Raw genomic sequence first — 17,724 nt, 5'->3', positions numbered from 1 at the left:
CGGTGGTCGTCACAGGCCGGTTCGCGCTGGTCGCCGCGCTGGTGGCGGCGGCGGTGATGTTCGCGGTGCCGTCGTGGCTCGGCGTGCTCGGCGCGACCGCGCTGCTGCTCGCGCTCGGTGTGTTCGACGTGGCGCTCACCGCGCGCGCCGACTCGCTCACCCTCACCCGCGATCCGCTCACCATCGTCCGGCTCGGCCGCGGCACCGAGGTCGAACTCGTGGTGACCAACACCGGCGCCGCGACGGTACGCGGTGTGCTGTGGGATTCCTGGCCCGACAGCGCTCGCGCCGCGTTCGTGGCGCACCATCTCGCGCTGGCCCCGCACACGCGAATCCGGCTGCGCACCAGACTGGTTCCCACCTATCGCGGCGACCGTGTCGCCGGACCGGTGACGCTGCGGCTGCTCGGCCCGCTCGGGTTGGCCGGTCGGCAGACCCGCGTGACGGTCCCGGCGCGGGTACGCGCGCTGCCGCCGTTCCGCAGCGAGCGGCTGCTGCGCTCGAAGGTGAAGCGACTGCATCATCTGGAGGGCCGCAATGTCGCGAACACCAAGGGGCAGGGCACCGAGTTCGATTCGTTCCGTGAGTACGTCGCCGGTGACGATGTCCGCAGCATCGACTGGCGGGCCACCGCGCGTGCCGCCGACGTCCTGGTGCGCACCTGGCGGCCCGAACGCAACCGGCACGTACTGATGGTGCTCGACACGGGCCGTGCGAGCGCGGGCCGCGTCGGCGAGGGCACCCGGCTGGACTCCTCGATCGAGGCCGCCCTGCTGCTCGGCAGTCTCGCCGCGGCCGCCGGCGACACCGTCGACCTGCTGGCCTACGACAAGCGGGTGCGCGCCGAGGTGAGCGGGGTGAGCGGAAATCAGTTGCCGCTCAGACTTATGCACAGCCTGGCCGGGGTGACTCCGCAGCTTGTGGATACCGACACGACCGGGCTCGTGCGCACGGTGATCTCGCGGGTGCGCAGGCGCGCGCTGATCGTGTGGTTCACCAGTCTCGACGGACCGACCGTCACCGAGCAGCTGCTGCCCGCGCTGCCGACTCTCACCAAGCGGCACCGGGTGCTGATCGTGTCGGTCACCGATCCCGATATCGCCACGGCGGCGCGGGACCGGTCGACCACGGATGCCGTCTACCTGGCCGCGGCGGCCGAAACCGTGCTGGCGGAGCGGGCTCTCACCCAGGAATCACTGCGGCGGCGCGGGGTGGCCGTGGTGGCTGCCGCGCCCGATCAGCTGCCCGAGGCGCTGGCCGACGAATACCTGGAACTGAAGCAATCCGGCTCACTGTGAACTGTGGACAACCGAAGTTGTCCACCGCCGTTCACAGTTCATCCTCGAGTCGACCAACAGTTTGTGCACAGGCGAATTCATCCACAGGCCACGGTCATCCACAGCTAGTGGAGTGAAACCTGCTGTCGCCGAGCGAGAACGGCGCCGAGCACGTGATAGGGCGGATAGCCCTGCGGCGCCGGAGTGCGCACCGCCCGGCAGACGGCGTCGACCAGCTGCGTCCCGAGGTGGTGCTGCGCGGCCGGGGTCAGGGTGCGCATCCTGGTCAGGTACTGCCTGACCGCACCGGCGAGTTCGTCGGACAGCCCGCTCAGCTCGAGCTGGGCGGCCCAGCCGGTCAACCACGGCGGCGCGACGGCGAGTGTCGGCCGCGGCAGCGTCTGCCGGGTGTGCACGACCACCGTTCCGGCGAGCACGTCACCCACCCGCCTGGCATCGCGCGAACACAGCGAGGTGACCACCGCGACCGCGCCGAACGCCCCGAGCATCCAGAAATCCACAATGGCCCCCGCCAGGCCGCGGGTGAGGGCGTGGCGGAAGTCGATCGGTCCCGCGTCGGCGCGCACCACCCGCAGCCCGAACGCCAGCTTGCCCACCGAGCGGCCACGCGAGACCGTCTCGCTGCACACCGGATACACCACCAGCACGGTCACCAGGGTCACCACGGCGGTGACGTTCCACCACGCCTCGTCGGCGTCGGCGGCGAGCAGCAGCAGCATCGCGACGTAGACCAGGGTGGCGGCGAGCCCGAGCTGGATGAGCAGATCGAGCAGGAAGGCGCCGGCGCGGCTGGGGATACGCGCGATGGGAAGTTCCAGCGCCACCGCTTCGCCGGTGGTGAATTCGGCCATGTGGCTAGCATTCCCGATATGGACACCGATGCCTACAGCTGGGCGCATCAACGGTCGTGGCATCGGTTGGATCAGCTGGTCCGTCAGCGTTCGCTCTCCGGCGCCGAGGCCGACGAGCTGGTTCGCCGGTACCGCGCGGCCTCCCAGCAGCTGGCGAAACTGCAGGACCACCATCCCGATCCGGAGGTGGTGGCCGCGCTGAGCGCACTGCTCGCCAGGGCGCGTGGCCGGGTGCTCGCGGCGCGCGCACAGCCGTGGCGCGAGGTCGGCCGATTCTTCACCAGGCAGTTTCCCGCTGCTGTGTATCGCGCGTGGCCGTGGTGGGTGGGCGTGGCCGCGCTGTTCCTCACCGTCGCCGCCGTGCTCGCCGCCCTTGTGGACAACTCCGCGGCAGCCCGCGAGGCCCTGGGGATTCCCGAGGGCGACACCTCGATCATCACCGGACCTGGGGGTTCGTTCGAGTCGTACTACTCCGAACACCCCAACGACGCCTTTGCCGCCCAGGTGTGGACGCACAATTCGTGGGTCGCCGCCATTGCGTTGTTCACCGGCGTGCTGATCCTGCCCGCTGTGTATGCGCTGTTCATGAACGCGCTGAATCTGGGGATAACCGGTGGATTGATGGCCGACGCAGGCCGGCTGGATTCGTTCTTCGGCTTCATCCTCCCGCACGGCACCCTGGAGCTGACGGCGCTGTTCGTCGCGGGCGGAGTGGGCTTGAAGCTGGGCTGGACGCTGGTCGATCCCGGCCGCCGGAGCCGGGCGGCGGCGGTGGCCAGGCAGGGCAGGGTCACCGCGACCGTCGCGCTCGGCCTGGTGGTGGTGCTGCTGGTGTGCGGCCTGCTGGAGGGGTTCGTCACGCCGAGTCCGCTGCCGGCGCCCGTGCGGATCGCGTTCGGGTTCGCCGCGGAGGCGGCGTTCCTGTTCTACGTCTTCGGGCTCGGCCGCCGCGTCGTCGCGGAGCAGGATGCCGCGGCGGCCGCGCCGACGGCCCTGCCCGACCCCACCGAACGCTGGCTGGCTACCTCCGCAAAACCGCTTGACCGGCCGTGATCTCGCAAATGCACGTGCATTTGTGAGGCAGGCAACTCTGAGCACACCTGGCTGGAACGCCGCCGGACAATCGGCAGCTACGCGAGGTTACGAGAAGGTGTCGAACTCCCCCATTTGAGTTCCGCTGGCCGCAGCGAGTCGGGCTCGAGCTGCGGCCAGCGTTGCCGTTAACTGTACACAATCGTTATGCCCATGCAACCCCCAACGCGCAGGTCGGGCGTACCGTTTGCGAACCCGTGAACCCCGCCGGGCACCCCGGTTCGGAGCGCCGTAGCTAACTTCCGGCGCCACCAGCAAACCGGAAGGGCGCGCACCGAGAATTCACCTCCGGCAAACCTTCGAAAACGTGTCACTCGGTCTCTCGATGTCTCGTACGCGAATGTTCCACCGGGTTGCTCGCGAACGAGTTGGTTCTTCCGCATAGCCGATCACCTGCTGATTCGGCAACGGAATTTAGGTTTGCCGGACTCGATCCGCATTAAAAGAGACTTCAAGTTGGTTTACAGGGCTGCAAACAAGATCAGCAACTGGCAATCCGCGCGGAACGCCTGTCACCAGGGCTTGATTTGGACAAACGACCTGTTGCTTGCGGAGCGCCGAACCGTACGAAACGGACATCCAAAACGCCCCGATCCGCCACGGATCAGGGTGGTGTGATCTTCGCCTCACCTGCGCATATCAGCCGATTCGGACGACCCCGGTGACGGTCCCCTGCAGAAGCGCGCCACCGCGCGTGATCAGCGCCGCCATCTGCAGCGGGTCCTCCGCCACGGTGCCCGGCAGCGGCCGCGCGGTACGGATCGCCCCGGTCGCCGGATCGATGACGACGTATTCGAAACCGTCCAGCGGTGTGGTCGTGTCGGGACCGACGCGGCGCAGGGTGTGGATCCCGCCGTCGGCCAGCGACAGGCGCGGCACCGCGGCACTGCGCACCCCGCTGTCCCACACCGGCGCGCAGCCGTCGGCGGTGAGGTCGACCCGGGTCAACCCGCCGTGGAAGGGCGCGCTCGCCGGCACCGCCGGACCGGCGCCCTCGGGCACCGCGGGATAGGGATAGCCGTACGTACTCGCGACGAAGATCGACCGGCCCACCGCGATCGGCGAGTTCTCGCTGCCCGCGCCCCGCTCGCTGAGCACCGGCACCGAGCAGACCTGCTCGCCGGTCCCCGAGCGCAGCACGAGCAGCCGCACCCGGCCGTCGGCGTTGTCGACGATGGTGAGGAACTCGCCACCGGTGTCCGGACCGAAGTACGTCGGCGTCGAACCGGTGCCCCAGCTGAGCTGGCCCGGCTTGCGCGCGGAGCCCCGGTCGTACGGCGCGCGCCAGAGCTGTTCGGGCCGCCCGTCTTTCGCGCGCAGCTCGTAGAGAGCGTGTGTACTCGCCACGGCCACACCACCGTTCGGGGCGGCAGAGATGCTGTTGGCGACCTGTTCGTCGGCGGGCAGTGCGGTCGTGGCGATCGCGCCCGCGGGGTCGACGAGTCCGATCACGCCGTGACCCGTCGCGAACCACACATTTCCCGACCAGTCGGGCACGAGCCCGGTCACGTTGTCGCCCTGGGGAATCACGCCGGACAGGTCGGCCTGTTCGACGGCTGTCAGCCGCCATCGGCCCGCGTCGTCGCGCTGATGGCCCACCCGCAACAGCCTGCGCTCCCCGTCGACGACCACCAGCCGGTCGGCGTTGTCAAGGTAGGCGTACACCCCGCCGAGCAGACTGCCCTTGGCCAGCGGCAGCGCGGCCAGCGCGCCGGTGAGCGGCCCCGGCGCGGCCGGATCGAGCAGGTAGACAGTCGGCGTCTGCCCGGCGATGGCCGTGCACAACCCGACGACCAGCCCGTCGCCGCCTTCGAGCAGCGTCGGGCAGGCGGCGCCGAGCGGATACACGGTGACGGGCGCGTCCGGCCGCGGCCCGGCGAGCGGGGTGACATCGGAGGAGCCCGCGTCGCCGTGCATGGTCGCCGTGCCGAGCGGCCCGAGGTGCGGATTGGCAGGCAGCGGTCCGGTGACCGCCGGTTGCGCCTCGGCCTGCCCAGCGCAGACCGTCGCGAGGACGAGGGCAACGAGCGGGGCGGCCAGGCGGCGGGTCGAGAACACGTTCAGTATCGAACACCCGATCGGTGCCCGAGTGGAAGTATTCGGCTCGACCGAGACGCGAAACACCTACGATGAGCGCATGTCCGGGGTCAAGGATCGCCTGCTCACGACCATCGCCGACCAGCTCGGCAATCCGCACGGGGTGCTCGGCAGGGGCGTGGCGTTCGTGCTCAATCGCGGCAACCGGCGCGCCATCGCGGCGGCGGTCGAGGCGGCGGCGCCCGGTCCCGGCGCGACGGTGGCCGACATCGGCTTCGGTGGCGGTGTCGGGCTGACGCTGCTGCTCGACCGGATCGCCCCCGGCGGTCTGGTACACGGCGTCGAGCCGTCGCCCGACATGCGCTCGCGCGCCAGGTCGGTGTTCGCCCACGAACTGGCCTCCGGCCGGCTCGTCCTCGACGACGGCTCCTTGACGGCCCTCCCGTTCGAGGACGCCACCCTCGATGCCGCCATCACCGTCAACACCATCTACTTCCTCGACGACCTGCCCGCCGCCTGCGCCGAACTGGCCCGCGTGCTCAAGCCGGGCGGCACCGTGGTCGTCGGCATCGGCGACCCCGAGGCGATGGCCAAGATGCCGTTCACCCCTTACGGATTCACGCTGCGCCCGGTCGACGACGTCGTCGCCGCGCTCACCGCGGCCGGGCTCACCGTCACCCAGCGGTCTCTGCCGAACCCGCCGATCCCCCATCACCTGCTGATCGCGCGCAAGTCCTGACCTGACCACCCCTCGGTCCGCGAGCCGTGCCGTCCCGGCCCTTGACCGACCGGTCGGTCATGGCTACCGTCAATGCGTGGAGCCGCCCGAAGTTCTCACCGTCCCCACGCCCTACGGCGACATCGCGGTACACCTGCGCGGCCGGTCGCCCACCTCGGCGCCGGGACTCCTGCTCCTGCACGCCAATCCGGGCGATCACCGCGATTTCGACGAGATCGTGCCCGCGCTCGCGGCCGGCTGGGCGATCGCCGCGGTCGACTGGCCCGGTTACGGCGCGTCGACCGTCGTCGATCCCGCGCTCGTCACCATCGACGCGCTGGCCGAGGTCGCCGTGCTCGTCGCCGAGGCATTGGCGCGCAACGGGTTCGGCGCGCTCACCGTGCTCGGCAACAGCGCGGGCGGATACGCCGCCGTCCGGCTGGCTCAGCGGGCGCCGGACCTCGTGCGCGGAGTCGTGCTCGTCCAGTCGGCGGGCTTCGCGCCGCGAAACATCCTGACCAGGGCGCTCTTTCGGGCCGTCGCGAGCCCGGCGGTCGCCGCGCGGTTCATCGGGCCGCACGCCCGGCTGTATCTCGGCCCGCTCGATCGCGGCGGGGTGCGCGCGATCTACGAGCGGGCACGGGCGGTGCGGGATCAACCCGCCCGCCTCGGCGTCTATCGCAGCCTGTGGCGCAGTTTCGACGGCCCCCGGTTCGAGTTGGCCGCCGAGGGCAGGCTGCTTCCCGGCGTACCGGTGCGCGTCGTGTGGGGTCGGCTCGATCCGACGAATCCGTGGTTCGTCAACCGCCGGGGCGTCGCCCGCGCGCTGCCGCAGGCGGAGGTCACCGTCCTGTCGACCCGGCACGAACCGTTCGCCGAGGCGCCGGAGCTGTTCCTCGCGACGGTGCGCGAGTTCCTCGCCGCCTGTGCTGGAATGCGTCCATGAGATCCGCCGAGCCAGGACGGCGAGCCCTGCTGGAGGCGGGGCGTTCCCTGCTCTCCACCGAAGACCTGACCAAGCTGTCGGTGAACGCGATCGCCGCGGCCGCGAAGATGGCGAAGGGCAGTTTCTATCAGCACTGGCCCAGCCGCGAGGCGTACTTCGTCGCGCTGCACCGCGCCTTCCACGACCACCTCGACGAGCGGGTACGCGCCGCCATCGCAGGCCACGTCCCCGGCGAGGCCAGGCTGGCGGCCGGCATCACCGCGTATCTGGACGGCTGCCTGGCCGATCCGGCGACCAAGGCCCTGCTGGTCCAGGCGCGCACCGACGCGGGCCTCGGCACGGAGGTGGCGGCCCGCAACACCGCCGCCGCCACGCTGCTCACCGCCGACCTCGTCGCGATGGGCTGGCGTCGGCCGGAACCGGTCGCGGTGCTGCTCGTCGCCGCCGTCGCCGAGACCGCGCTGCAGGAACTCGACGCTCCCGGCCCCCGCGTGGATCTTCGCGACGCGCTGCTGCGCATGGTTCGCCACGGCGCGGTCCCCGGAAACGACTAGAGGCCCGATCCGAAGTGGATCGCGCCTCTGGTCTTTGTGGGCGAAGGGGGACTTGAACCCCCACGTCCTTACGGACACTGGCACCTGAAGCCAGCGCGTCTGCCATTCCGCCACTCGCCCGAGCGACTCGAAAAATCTAACATGCCCCGCGGCCGAAAATAAAATCGAGTCGCTGACCTGCGGTGATGCGCGCGGATTCGGCTCGGGAACCGGGGCGGTTCGCCGGGAGTTACAGGGTTGGAGGATCGTGGATATCATGCAAGGAACGTGGTCGGGTCCGGACACGCCGTAACCAGCGTGTCCACCGGCTGGGCACGCGCACCGAAGGGAGGGCTGTGATGGGCATCGTGTCGAGATTCGAACGTCGTCTGCAGGGCGCCGTCGGTGACGTGTTCGCGCGGGTGTTCGGCGGCAGTGTCGTCCCCCAGGAGGTCGAGGCAGCGCTGCAGCGCGAAGCCGCTGATCAGGTGCAGGATCTGGGCAGCGGGCACAAGCTCGCGCCCAACAGTTACGTGATCACGATCAACGAATCCGATCACGGAAAGCTGGATGCCGATCACGACCTCACGACCAAGGCGTTCGCCAAACATCTGCAGGATTACATCCGCGAGCAGGGCTGGCAGACCTACGGCGAAGTACACGTGGCGTTCGAGGCATCACCTACGCTGCACACCGGAATGTTCAGAGCGAGCGGCCGCGTCGACCCCGACGCCGGTCGCGGGACCGCCCCACCTCGCCCCGAACCGCCACAACGACCCGCACACCCGCAACCAGGAGCTGGCCCCATGACGCACAACTCAGGCTACGAGCCAAGCCGAGAGCCCGCGGAGTCCGATCCACGCAACCGCGGGTACGCTCCGCCGCCCGCGCGCGGTGCCGCTCCGGGCGGGGCCTACCCCGACGAGTACGGCCAGCAGGGCGGCTACGGCGCCCAGCCCGGCTACGGCGACGCCGCGTACGGCCAGCAGGGTGGCGAATACCAGAACGGCTACGACCAGCAGGGCGGCTACGGCCAGCAGGGTGGTTACGGCGCGCAGCCCGGATACGACCAGCAGGGCGGGTACGGCCAGGGCGGCTACGACCAGCAGGCCTACAGCCAGCAGGGCGGGTACGGCCAGCAGGGCTACACCGAGCCGGGCTACGACCAGCAGGGCGGATACGGCCAGGGCGGATACGACCAGCAGGGCTACGGCCAGCAAGGCGGTGGCTACGGCCAGCAGGGCTACGCCGAACCCGGTTACGACCAGCAGGGCGGATACGGCCAGAACGGCTACGCCGATCCCCAGCAGGGCTACGGCCAGCAGGGTGGCGGCTACGGCCAGCAGGGCTACGCCGAGCCGGGCTACGACCAGCCCGACCAGGGCGGATACGGCCAGCAGGGTGGCTACGGCGCCCAGCCGCAGGGCTACGGTCAGCAGGGCGGTTACGCCGCGCCCGCGCAGTCGAGCTACTCGGCCACGCTGCAGCTCGACGACGGCAGCGGCCGCACCTACCAGCTCCGTGAGGGCAGCAACATCATCGGCCGCGGCCAGGACGCGCACTTCCGGCTACCGGACACCGGTGTGTCGCGGCGCCACATCGAGGTGCGCTGGGACGGCCAGACCGCGATGCTGTCCGACCTCGGTTCCACCAACGGAACCCTGGTCAACGGCTCGCCCGTGCAGGATTGGCAGCTCGCCGACGGCGACGTCATCCGGGCCGGACATTCCGAGATCCTGATCCGGATCGTCTGATCCCGTAAGCTGCGCGGTGCACGTCACGAGTCGACGCTGTCGGCCCTATGATGCTGCCATCACACGCACGGCCCCGACCTCGGGGCCCGCAAGCCAGCACGCTGGCGGGGGTGGTTCGTTCCGCACCCGCCGTACCGACGTACCCGGGCGAACAGGAGGTGGAACGCCGTGCAGGGATTGATCCTGCAATTGACCCGCGCGGGGTTCCTGCTGCTGCTCTGGTTGTTCGTCTGGGCCGTCCTGCGGACCTTGCGCAGCGATATCTACGCGGCATCCGGCATCCGGATACAGCCCAGGGCCGCCCGCGGTTCCACGGTGCTGCCTTCCTTCAGCCGAGGCCAGAAGGGCGCCAAGTATCTAGTGGTGACTCATGGTTCACTCGCCGGCACGCGAATCACCCTCGGCACACAACCGGTCCTCATCGGCCGCGCCGACGATTCGACGCTGGTACTCACCGACGACTACGCCTCGACCAGGCACGCGCGACTCTCTCAGCGTGGTGACGACTGGTACGTGGAAGACCTCGGTTCCACCAACGGCACCTATCTCGACCGCGCGAAAGTCACCACCGCTGTCCGTGTTCCGCTCGGTACTCCGGTCCGGGTCGGCAAAACTGTGATCGAGCTGCGATCGTGACACTTGTTCTGCGCTACACCGCGCGAAGCGACCGGGGCCTCGTCCGAGGCAACAACGAGGATTCGGTCTACGCGGGCGCACGCCTGCTGGCCCTCGCCGACGGCATGGGTGGCCACGCCGCCGGCGAAGTCGCCTCCCAACTGATGATCGCCGCGCTGGCGCATCTCGACGACGACGAGCCCGGCGAGGACATCCTCACCAAGCTCGACCGCGCCACCCGCTCCGGCAACGCCGCCATCGCCGACCACGTCGAGGCCGAGCCCGAACTCGACGGCATGGGCACCACGCTCACCGCCATCCTGTTCGCCGGCCGCAAGCTCGGCATGGTGCACATCGGCGATTCGCGCGCGTACCTGCTGCGCGACGGTGAGCTCGCCCAGATCACCCGCGACGACACCTTCGTGCAGTCGCTGGTCGACGAGGGCCGGATCACGCCAGAGCAGGCGCACACCCATCCGCAGCGTTCGCTGATCATGCGCGCCCTCACCGGCAACGAGATCGAGCCGACGCTGATCATGCGCGAGGCCCGCGCCGGTGACCGGTATCTGCTGTGCTCCGACGGCCTTTCGGACGTGGTGAGCGACGAGACCATCGGCAACACCATGCGCGAGGGCAACACCGACGAGTGCGCCGACCGCCTCATCGAGCTGGCGCTGCGCAGCGGCGGGCCCGACAACGTCACCGTCGTCGTCGCCGACGTGATCGACCTCGACTACGGCCAGAGTCATCCGATCGTGGCCGGCGCCGCCTCCACCGAGGAGGAGGAAGACGCCCCGCCGCCGAACACCGCGGCCGGTCGCGCCGCCGCCATGCGCCCGCCGCGCGCCCAGCCACGCCGGGCCGCCGCCGCGCCACCGCCGCCGGAGCCGAAGTCGCACAAGCTGCGCTGGCTGCTGCTGTCGGTGGCGTTGATCGCGGCGGTCGCCGTCGGACTCGTGGTCGGCTACAAGATGATTCGCAGCAACTACTACGTGGGCGCCGACAACGATCAGGTGGTCGTGATGCGCGGCCTGCCCGGTTCGATCCTCGGCTACTCGATCCACGATGTGGAGCTCACCGGCTGCGTCAACGGCAAGGGCGAGCTGACCCTCGTCGCGGCGGGCGAGTCCGCCCCGAACGGCTGCAAGAAGCTCATGGTGAGCGATCTCAAGCAGACCGGCCGCGACCAGGTCCAGAAGGGCCTGCCGCCGGACTCGCTGGACAAGGCGCGCGACAGCATGAAGGTGCTGGCGCAGAAGGAACTGCTGCCGCCGTGCCCGAAGAAGGAAGCGGTGCCGCAGCCCGGCGTGCTCCCCACCGAGCAGCCGCCCGCCGTCCCCGGCGGCGCGCCGACGCCCGGCCCTGACCAGCCCGCGACACCGACCACGACGACCGCCCCGCCGACCACCACCCCCTCCCCCACGACAACTCCGCAGATCTCAGGGGAGAACTGCCGGGTGACGGACTGATGTCCGCACCGGCACCGCCGTCGGCTGGGGCTTTCCCCAGCCCCCCTGGCGGATTCGCGCCAGCACCACCCCCGTCGACGCGACGCAACCAGGAGTTGCTGCTGCTGGCGGGGGCGGCGGGGATCACGACGGTGTCGTTGTTCATCGTCGAGGCGAGCCAGGAACAGTCGATCACCTGGGACATCGCCAAGTACGGACTGGCCTTCCTCGCGCTGTTCGGCATCGCGCACCTGGCCGTGCGACGGTTCGCGCCGTTCGCCGACCCACTGCTGCTACCGATCATCGCGCTGCTCAACGGCTTGGGCCTGGTGCTGATCCATCGCCTCGACCTCGCGGACGCTCAGAAAGCGGCGTACGACTCGAGCCCGATCCCCTCCCCCGACGCCAACCAGCAGATCATGTGGACCGGCCTGGGCATCGTGGTGTTCATCACCCTGCTCATCGTCTTGCGTGACTACCGCACGCTCGCCCGCTACACCTACACCCTAGGCCTGGTCGGCCTGGTCGCGCTGGCGATTCCGGCACTGCTGCCGAGCCGGTTCTCCGAAGTCAACGGCGCCAAGATCTGGATCAAGCTGCCCGGATTCAGCGTGCAGCCGGGCGAATTCGCCAAGATCCTGCTGATCGTGTTCTTCGCGGGCGTGCTCGTGGCCAAGCGCGATCTGTTCACCGCGGCGGGCAAGCACTTCCTCGGCATGGAACTGCCCCGCCCGCGCGACATGGGCCCGGTGCTCATCGTGTGGGTCGTCTGCATCGGCGTGCTGGTCCTGGAGAAGGACCTCGGTACCTCGCTGCTGATCTTCGGCACGGTGCTGGTGATGATCTACATCGCCACCGAACGGGTGGGCTGGCTGATCATCGGCGGCAGCCTGCTCGGGCTCGGCTTCGTCTTCGCCTACCAGCTGTTCGGGCACGTGCGGGTGCGCGTGGACACCTGGCTGCACCCGTTCGACGACTACCACAACACCGGCTACCAGATCTCGCAGTCGCTGTTCGGCTTCGCGACCGGCGGGCTGGCCGGTACCGGTCTCGGCAGCGGACGGCCCAACCAGGTGCCCTTCGCCAAGACCGACTTCATCGTCACCACCATCGGCGAGGAACTGGGCCTGATCGGGCTCACCGCCGTGCTGATGCTGTTCCTGATCTTCATCGTGCGTGGCCTGCGGACCGCGCTGGCCGTGCGGGACAGCTTCGGCAAGCTGCTCGCGGCCGGGCTCTCGTTCACCATCGCGATCCAGATCTTCGTCGTCGTCGGCGGCGTCACCAAGCTGATCCCGCTCACCGGCCTGACCACGCCGTTCATCTCCTACGGCGGTTCCTCACTGCTGGCGAACTACGCGCTGCTCGGGCTGTTGATCAAGATCTCCGACGCCGCCCGCGCGCCCGCACCGGCGCGCAAGCGCGGCCCGGCGCCGATCGCGGAGGCGCCGACCGAGATGTTCCGCAGGTCGGAAGGCAGGGCGAGCGAATGAACACTCCGCTACGTCGCGTCGCCGTCGCGGTGATGGTGATGGTGGTCGCGCTGTTGGTCAACGCGACCTATCTGCAGGTGGTCAAGGCCGACGACCTGCGCAGCGATCCGCGCAACTCGCGCGTGCTGCTCGACGAGTACTCGCGCCAGCGCGGCCAGATCTCCGCGGGCGGCACCGTGCTCGCCAGCTCGGTCGCCACCGACGACCGCTACAAGTACCTGCGCCAGTACCCGAGCACCCCGCCCGCCTACGCGCCGGTCACCGGGTTCTACTCGATGCAGTACGGCAAGACCGGCCTCGAGCTGGCCGAGGATCCGCTGCTGTCGGGCAACGACTCGAGCCTGTTCGGCCGCCGCCTGATCGACATGTTCTCCGGGCGCGACCCGCGCGGCGCCAACGTGCTCACCACGCTCAACCCGGTGATGCAGCAGGTCGCCTACGACCAGATGACCTCCAAGGGCTACACCGGCGCGGTCGTGGCGATCGAGCCGAGCACCGGCAAGATCCTGTCGATGGTCTCGACGCCGAGCTACGACCCCAACGAGCTGTCGGGTCACGACGGCGCCGCGGGCCGGGCGGCGTGGGAGCGGCTGAGCACCGACCAGTCGCAGCCGATGCTCAATCGTGCCGTCTCGCAGACCTACCCGCCCGGGTCGACGTTCAAGACCATCGTCACCGCGGCCGCGCTGTCCAACGGTGTGGCGGGCCCCGACGACCAGTTCACCGCCGCGCCCAACATCACGCTGCCCGGCACCAGCACCACGCTGGAGAACTACGGCGGCAGCACCTGCGGTGACGGACCGACCGCGAGCCTGTACGAGGCGTTCCGGCGCTCGTGCAACACCGCGTTCGTCGAGCTCGGCATGAAGGTCGGCGCGAGCGCGCTCAAGGACGAGGCCGCGGCCTTCGGCATCGGCCCGCACCGCGGGGTGCCGATCCCGGTCGCCGAGTCGACCGTCGGCCCGATCCCGGACAACCCGGCGCTCGGTCAGTCCAGCATCGGTCAGCGCGATGTCGCGGTCACCCCGCTCGACATCGCGGTGGTCGCGGCGACCATCGCCAACGGCGGCACCAGGATGCAGCCGTACCTGGTCGACCAGACCCAGGCGCCCGATCTGTCCGAGCTGAGCAAGACCAAGGCCGTCTCGGTCGGACAAGCGGTGAGCCCCCAGGTAGCGTCGACCCTGACGAATCTGATGGTCGCCTCGGAGGCCAACACCGCGGGCGGTGGCCGGTCGCCGTACCAGATCGCGTCCAAGACCGGAACGGCCGAACACGGCAGCAATCCCCGTAACACCCCGCCACACGCCTGGTATATGGCCTTCGCGCCCGCGCAGAACCCGAAGATCGCCATCGCGGTGATCGTCGAGAACGGCGGCGACCGGAGTCTGTCCGCCACGGGTGGCTCGGTGGCGGCACCGATCGCCAGGTCGGTGCTGGACGCGGGCCTGGCAGGGGGCTGAACGAAATGAGTGTGCGAGTGACAACACGGGGGCCCCGATGCTGAACAACGGCGCCATGATCGCCGACCGCTATCGCCTGCAGCGGCTCATCGCCACGGGCGGCATGGGTCAGGTGTGGGAAGCGATGGACACCCGGCTCGACCGCCGGGTGGCGGTCAAGGTCCTCAAGACCGAGTTCTCCGCCGACCCGACGTTCCGTCAGCGATTCCGGACCGAGGCGCGCACCACCGCGCAGCTCAACCACCCCGGAATCGCGGGCATCTACGACTACGGCGAGACCACCGACCCCTCCGGCGGCGAGACCGCGTACCTGGTGATGGAGCTCGTACAGGGCGAGCCGCTCAACGCGGTGCTGAACCGGATGGGCAGGCTCTCGGTCGTCCAGGGTCTGGACATGCTCGAGCAGACCGGTCGCGCACTCGAGGTCGCGCACGCCGCCGGCGTGGTGCACCGCGACGTGAAACCGGGAAACATCCTGGTCACGCCCACCGGCCAGGTGAAGATCACCGACTTCGGCATCGCCAAGGCGGTCGACGCCTCGCCGGTCACCAAGACCGGCATGGTGATGGGCACCGCGCAGTACATCGCGCCCGAGCAGGCCGTCGGCGAGGACGCCACCGCCGCGAGTGACGTGTACTCCCTCGGCATCGTCGGCTACGAGGCGCTGGCAGGGATGCGTCCGTTCACCGGTGAGGGCGCCATCACCGTCGCGATGAAGCACGTCCGCGACGCGCCGCCGCCGATGCCCGCCGATCTGCCCGCCAACGTGCACGAGCTGATCGCGATCACGATGGCCAAGGATCCGACCCAGCGCTACAGCAGCGGCGGCGAGTTCGCCGACGCGGTGGCCGCGGTCCGCGCCGGGCACATGCCGCCGCCGCCCGCGGGTGTCGGCTCGTCGATGACCGGGGCGACCCGTGTGCTGCCGCCCGGCCCGACCGTGGCGATCCCGGCCGCCGCCGACTACGACGGCGCCACCATGCGCTTCGGCAACCAGACCCCGCCGCCGGTCCCGGCCGCCGGATACACCGGTCCCGCGACCCAGGCCGCCGCGCCTGCGGCCGTCGCCGCGGCCGAGACCAAGAACAACAACCAGAAGTGGCTGATCGCGCTCGGCATCGGCGCGCTGCTGCTCGGCGGCGGCGTGCTCTGGCTGCTGTTCGGCGGCGAGCCGAACCGCAGCACCGGTCCGTCGACGACCACCGTGCAGACCACGACGCCGCCGCCGCGCCCGACCACCACCGTGGTCGTGCCGCCGCCGCTCCCGCCGACCGAGGAACCGACGACGACCCCGCCGCCGCGCCCGACGACCACCACCGAGGCGCCGACGACGACCACGGAGCCGCCGACCACCACCACGCAACCGCCGACGACGACCACGGAAAAGCCGACGACGACCCCCAAGACCACGAAGCCGACCACCACCAAGCCCGCGGCGGGCACCACAACGGTCAACGGACGTCCCAGGCTGCCCACAATCGATCTGCCGTTCCCGGACGCGCCGGACGCGCTGGGCCCGAACCGCTCCGTCGACAACACTCCGCCACAAGGACAACCATGACGACCCCGAAGAATCTCTCCTCGCGGTACGAGCTGGGCGAGATCATCGGGTTCGGCGGCATGTCGGAGGTGCACAAGGCACGCGACGTGCGCCTCTCGCGTGACGTCGCGATCAAGGTACTGCGGGCCGACCTGGCCCGCGATCCCACGTTCTACCTGCGGTTCAAGCGCGAGGCGCAGAACGCGGCCGCGCTGAACCATCCGGCCATCGTCGCGGTCTACGACACCGGCGAGGCCACCGTCGACGGCGGTCCGCTGCCCTACATCGTGATGGAGTACGTCGAGGGCGACACCCTGCGCGACATCGTGCGCGGCAAGGGTCCGCTCGCGCCGCGCAAGGCGATGGAAGTCGTCGCCGACGTGTGCGCCGCGCTCGATTTCAGCCACAAGGCCGGAATCGTGCACCGCGACATGAAGCCGGCCAACATCATGATCAACCGCGCCGGCGCGGTGAAGGTGATGGACTTCGGCATCGCGCGCGCGATCGCCGACAGCTCCAACCCGATGACCCAGACCGCCGCCGTCATCGGCACCGCCCAGTACCTGTCCCCGGAGCAGGCGCGCGGCGAGACCGTCGACGCGCGCTCGGATGTGTACTCGGTCGGCTGCGTGCTGTTCGAGATCCTCACCGGTCAGCCGCCGTTCACCGGGGACTCGCCGGTCGCGGTCGCGTACCAGCACGTCAAAGAGGATCCGCCGCTGCCATCGTCGATCAATCCCGGCGTGCCGCGCGAACTCGACTCGGTGATCCTGAAGGCGATGGCCAAGAACCCGGCCAACCGCTACCAGACGGCCGCGGAGATGCGCGCCGACCTGATCCGGGTGCTCGGCGGCCAGAAGCCGAGCGCGCCGATGGTGATGAGCGACGAAGACCGCACCACCATCATGGATTACGACGAGCCGTCGCCCCGCACGTTCCACGACCGCGGCGACGACACCTCCGAGCAGGCCGCGATCGCGCCGCCCGCCGAGGGCCGCAACCGTACCGGCCTGATCGCGCTCGGGGTGGCCGCCGCGCTCGCCGTCGCGTTCGGTCTCTACTGGGTGCTGCTCGGGCCCGGCGCCAATCCCGACCAGGTCGCCGTGCCCGACGTGTCGGGGCAGCCCTCGCAGCAGGCGCAGTCCGCGCTGCAGGCCGCCGGCTTCCAGGTCGCGGTGCAGCAGAAGCCGGACGGCAAGGTGACGCCGGGCAATGTCATCGCGACCCAGCCGCTCGGCGGTTCGCGCATCGACGAGGGCGCAACCGTCACCGTGCAGGTCTCGACCGGGCCGTCGCAGGTGCAGGTGCCGCGGCTGGCCGGGCTCACCCAGGCCGAGGCCGAGCAGAAGCTGAACTCGATCGGTCTGAAGCTGGATCCGAACGTGGCGCGCAAGGCGTCGAGCACCGCCGAGATCGACAAGGTGACCGGCCAGGAGCCGAGCGCGGGCGTGCGGGTCGACATCGACCAGCCGATCGTGATCACCATCGGTTCCGGCCCCGAACAGGTCCGGGTGCCGACCGTGGTCGGCCAGGACATCTCCGTCGCCCAGCCGAACCTGGCCGACACCGCGGGGTTCAAGGTCGAGATCCAGGAGGTGAAGTCGACCGCCCCGAAGGGCCAGGTCCTCTCCACCAACCCGGCCGGTGGCAGCACCGCGGAGAAGGGGTCGACGATCACCGTGCAGGTCTCGGCCGGTGACCGCATCACCGTGCCCGACCTGAGCGGGCTCACCCCGACCCAGGCCCAGGAGCAGCTGCGCGCGCTGGGCTGGACCGGTCAGCTGAGCCAGACCACGGTGATCACCCTCGACGGCAGCGCGTCGGGCAAGATCGTCGGGCAGAGTCCGGCGGCGGGTTCGACGGTGACCATCAACGGCAACGTCGTACTGCAGGTCGGTGCTTCGCCGATTCCTCGTTGAGACCTGGCGGGAGAAGA

Annotated in this window: 14 protein-coding genes and 1 tRNA gene; 12 read left to right on the top strand and 3 right to left on the bottom strand. The window is 70.0% G+C overall.

Going from position 1 to position 17,724, the window contains the following annotated elements; all coding sequences use genetic code 11:
* Positions 1 to 2: 2 nt before the first annotated feature.
* On the top strand, positions 3 to 1,298 hold the full coding sequence (locus AB0H56_RS29220; protein WP_357169126.1) for a DUF58 domain-containing protein: 1,296 nt from the start codon (positions 3 to 5) through the stop codon (positions 1,296 to 1,298).
* A 104-nt stretch (positions 1,299 to 1,402) separates the two neighbouring features.
* Here AB0H56_RS29220 and AB0H56_RS29215 read toward each other — a convergent pair whose 3' ends face one another.
* On the bottom strand, positions 1,403 to 2,149 hold the full coding sequence (locus AB0H56_RS29215; protein ID WP_357169123.1) for an RDD family protein: 747 nt from the start codon (positions 2,147 to 2,149) through the stop codon (positions 1,403 to 1,405).
* 18 nt (positions 2,150 to 2,167) lie between these two features.
* Here AB0H56_RS29215 and AB0H56_RS29210 point away from each other — a divergent pair, with 18 nt between their 5' ends.
* On the top strand, positions 2,168 to 3,202 hold the full coding sequence (locus tag AB0H56_RS29210; protein WP_357169120.1) for a stage II sporulation protein M: 1,035 nt from the start codon (positions 2,168 to 2,170) through the stop codon (positions 3,200 to 3,202).
* Between the two features lie 678 nt (positions 3,203 to 3,880).
* Here the strand turns inward: AB0H56_RS29210 and AB0H56_RS29205 are convergent.
* Positions 3,881 to 5,299 carry a hypothetical protein gene (locus tag AB0H56_RS29205; protein ID WP_357169117.1) on the bottom strand — a complete coding sequence of 473 codons (1,419 nt, stop codon included), beginning with the start codon at positions 5,297 to 5,299 and terminating at the stop codon, positions 3,881 to 3,883.
* Between the two features lie 79 nt (positions 5,300 to 5,378).
* Between AB0H56_RS29205 and AB0H56_RS29200 the strand changes: the two genes are divergently transcribed.
* The 3 genes from AB0H56_RS29200 (at position 5,379) to AB0H56_RS29190 (ending at position 7,496) form a co-directional block, all read left to right on the top strand.
* Entirely contained in the window at positions 5,379 to 6,017 is a 639-nt protein-coding gene (locus tag AB0H56_RS29200; RefSeq protein ID WP_357169114.1) for a methyltransferase domain-containing protein, read from the top strand.
* A gap of 76 nt (positions 6,018 to 6,093) precedes the next feature.
* The gene (locus AB0H56_RS29195; protein ID WP_357169111.1) at positions 6,094 to 6,942 is read left to right on the top strand and encodes an alpha/beta fold hydrolase; all 849 of its coding nucleotides are present in this window, start codon (positions 6,094 to 6,096) and stop codon (positions 6,940 to 6,942) included.
* Positions 6,939 to 7,496 (top strand): TetR family transcriptional regulator, encoded by a 558-nt coding sequence (locus AB0H56_RS29190; protein WP_357169108.1) that lies wholly within the window; start codon positions 6,939 to 6,941, stop codon positions 7,494 to 7,496. Before AB0H56_RS29195 ends, AB0H56_RS29190 begins: the two co-directional genes overlap by 4 nt.
* Before the next feature lie 37 nt (positions 7,497 to 7,533).
* Here the strand turns inward: AB0H56_RS29190 and AB0H56_RS29185 are convergent.
* A tRNA-Leu gene (locus tag AB0H56_RS29185) sits at positions 7,534 to 7,616 on the bottom strand.
* A gap of 218 nt (positions 7,617 to 7,834) precedes the next feature.
* Between AB0H56_RS29185 and AB0H56_RS29180 the strand changes: the two genes are divergently transcribed.
* The 7 genes from AB0H56_RS29180 (at position 7,835) to pknB (ending at position 17,707) form a co-directional block, all read left to right on the top strand.
* Positions 7,835 to 9,229, top strand: coding sequence for a DUF3662 and FHA domain-containing protein (locus AB0H56_RS29180; RefSeq protein ID WP_357169105.1), 1,395 nt, complete (start codon positions 7,835 to 7,837; stop codon positions 9,227 to 9,229).
* Between the two features lie 168 nt (positions 9,230 to 9,397).
* Positions 9,398 to 9,865, top strand: a complete 468-nt coding sequence (locus AB0H56_RS29175) for an FHA domain-containing protein (RefSeq protein WP_110037970.1) — start codon at positions 9,398 to 9,400, stop codon at positions 9,863 to 9,865.
* Entirely contained in the window at positions 9,862 to 11,313 is a 1,452-nt protein-coding gene (locus AB0H56_RS29170; RefSeq protein ID WP_357169101.1) for a PP2C family serine/threonine-protein phosphatase, read from the top strand. Before AB0H56_RS29175 ends, AB0H56_RS29170 begins: the two co-directional genes overlap by 4 nt.
* On the top strand, positions 11,313 to 12,785 hold the full coding sequence (locus AB0H56_RS29165; RefSeq protein ID WP_357169098.1) for an FtsW/RodA/SpoVE family cell cycle protein: 1,473 nt from the start codon (positions 11,313 to 11,315) through the stop codon (positions 12,783 to 12,785). The genes AB0H56_RS29170 and AB0H56_RS29165 overlap by 1 nt, the downstream gene beginning before the upstream one ends.
* A complete protein-coding gene (locus AB0H56_RS29160; protein ID WP_357169095.1) occupies positions 12,782 to 14,248 on the top strand; it encodes a penicillin-binding protein 2 in 1,467 nt (488 codons plus the stop codon). The genes AB0H56_RS29165 and AB0H56_RS29160 overlap by 4 nt, the downstream gene beginning before the upstream one ends.
* A 37-nt stretch (positions 14,249 to 14,285) precedes the next feature.
* Positions 14,286 to 15,809, top strand: a complete 1,524-nt coding sequence (locus AB0H56_RS29155) for a protein kinase (RefSeq protein ID WP_357169093.1) — start codon at positions 14,286 to 14,288, stop codon at positions 15,807 to 15,809.
* Positions 15,806 to 17,707: a Stk1 family PASTA domain-containing Ser/Thr kinase gene (gene pknB, locus AB0H56_RS29150; protein ID WP_357169090.1), complete on the top strand. Its 1,902-nt coding sequence runs from the start codon at positions 15,806 to 15,808 to the stop codon at positions 17,705 to 17,707. Before AB0H56_RS29155 ends, pknB begins: the two co-directional genes overlap by 4 nt.
* Positions 17,708 to 17,724: the final 17 nt, after the last annotated feature.

Origin of the sequence: Nocardia sp. NPDC050717 (assembly GCF_040654275.1) — a bacterium.
Taxonomy (GTDB): domain Bacteria; phylum Actinomycetota; class Actinomycetes; order Mycobacteriales; family Mycobacteriaceae; genus Nocardia.
The sequence above is the reverse complement of the archived record's forward strand: the minus strand, read 5'-3'. Positions and strand labels throughout refer to the sequence as shown.

Excerpts from the sequence above, each read along its gene's own strand:
- AB0H56_RS29215 (WP_357169123.1), bottom strand. The coding sequence starts at position 2,149 with ATGGCCGAATTCACCACCGGCGAAGCGGTGGCGCTGGAACTTCCCATC.
- AB0H56_RS29210 (WP_357169120.1), top strand. The coding sequence starts at position 2,168 with ATGGACACCGATGCCTACAGCTGGGCGCATCAACGGTCGTGGCATCGG.
- AB0H56_RS29200 (WP_357169114.1), top strand. The coding sequence starts at position 5,379 with ATGTCCGGGGTCAAGGATCGCCTGCTCACGACCATCGCCGACCAGCTC.
- AB0H56_RS29190 (WP_357169108.1), top strand. The coding sequence starts at position 6,939 with ATGAGATCCGCCGAGCCAGGACGGCGAGCCCTGCTGGAGGCGGGGCGT.
- AB0H56_RS29180 (WP_357169105.1), top strand. The coding sequence starts at position 7,835 with ATGGGCATCGTGTCGAGATTCGAACGTCGTCTGCAGGGCGCCGTCGGT.
- AB0H56_RS29165 (WP_357169098.1), top strand. The coding sequence starts at position 11,313 with ATGTCCGCACCGGCACCGCCGTCGGCTGGGGCTTTCCCCAGCCCCCCT.
- AB0H56_RS29160 (WP_357169095.1), top strand. The coding sequence starts at position 12,782 with ATGAACACTCCGCTACGTCGCGTCGCCGTCGCGGTGATGGTGATGGTG.
- AB0H56_RS29155 (WP_357169093.1), top strand. The coding sequence starts at position 14,286 with ATGCTGAACAACGGCGCCATGATCGCCGACCGCTATCGCCTGCAGCGG.
- pknB (WP_357169090.1), top strand. The coding sequence starts at position 15,806 with ATGACGACCCCGAAGAATCTCTCCTCGCGGTACGAGCTGGGCGAGATC.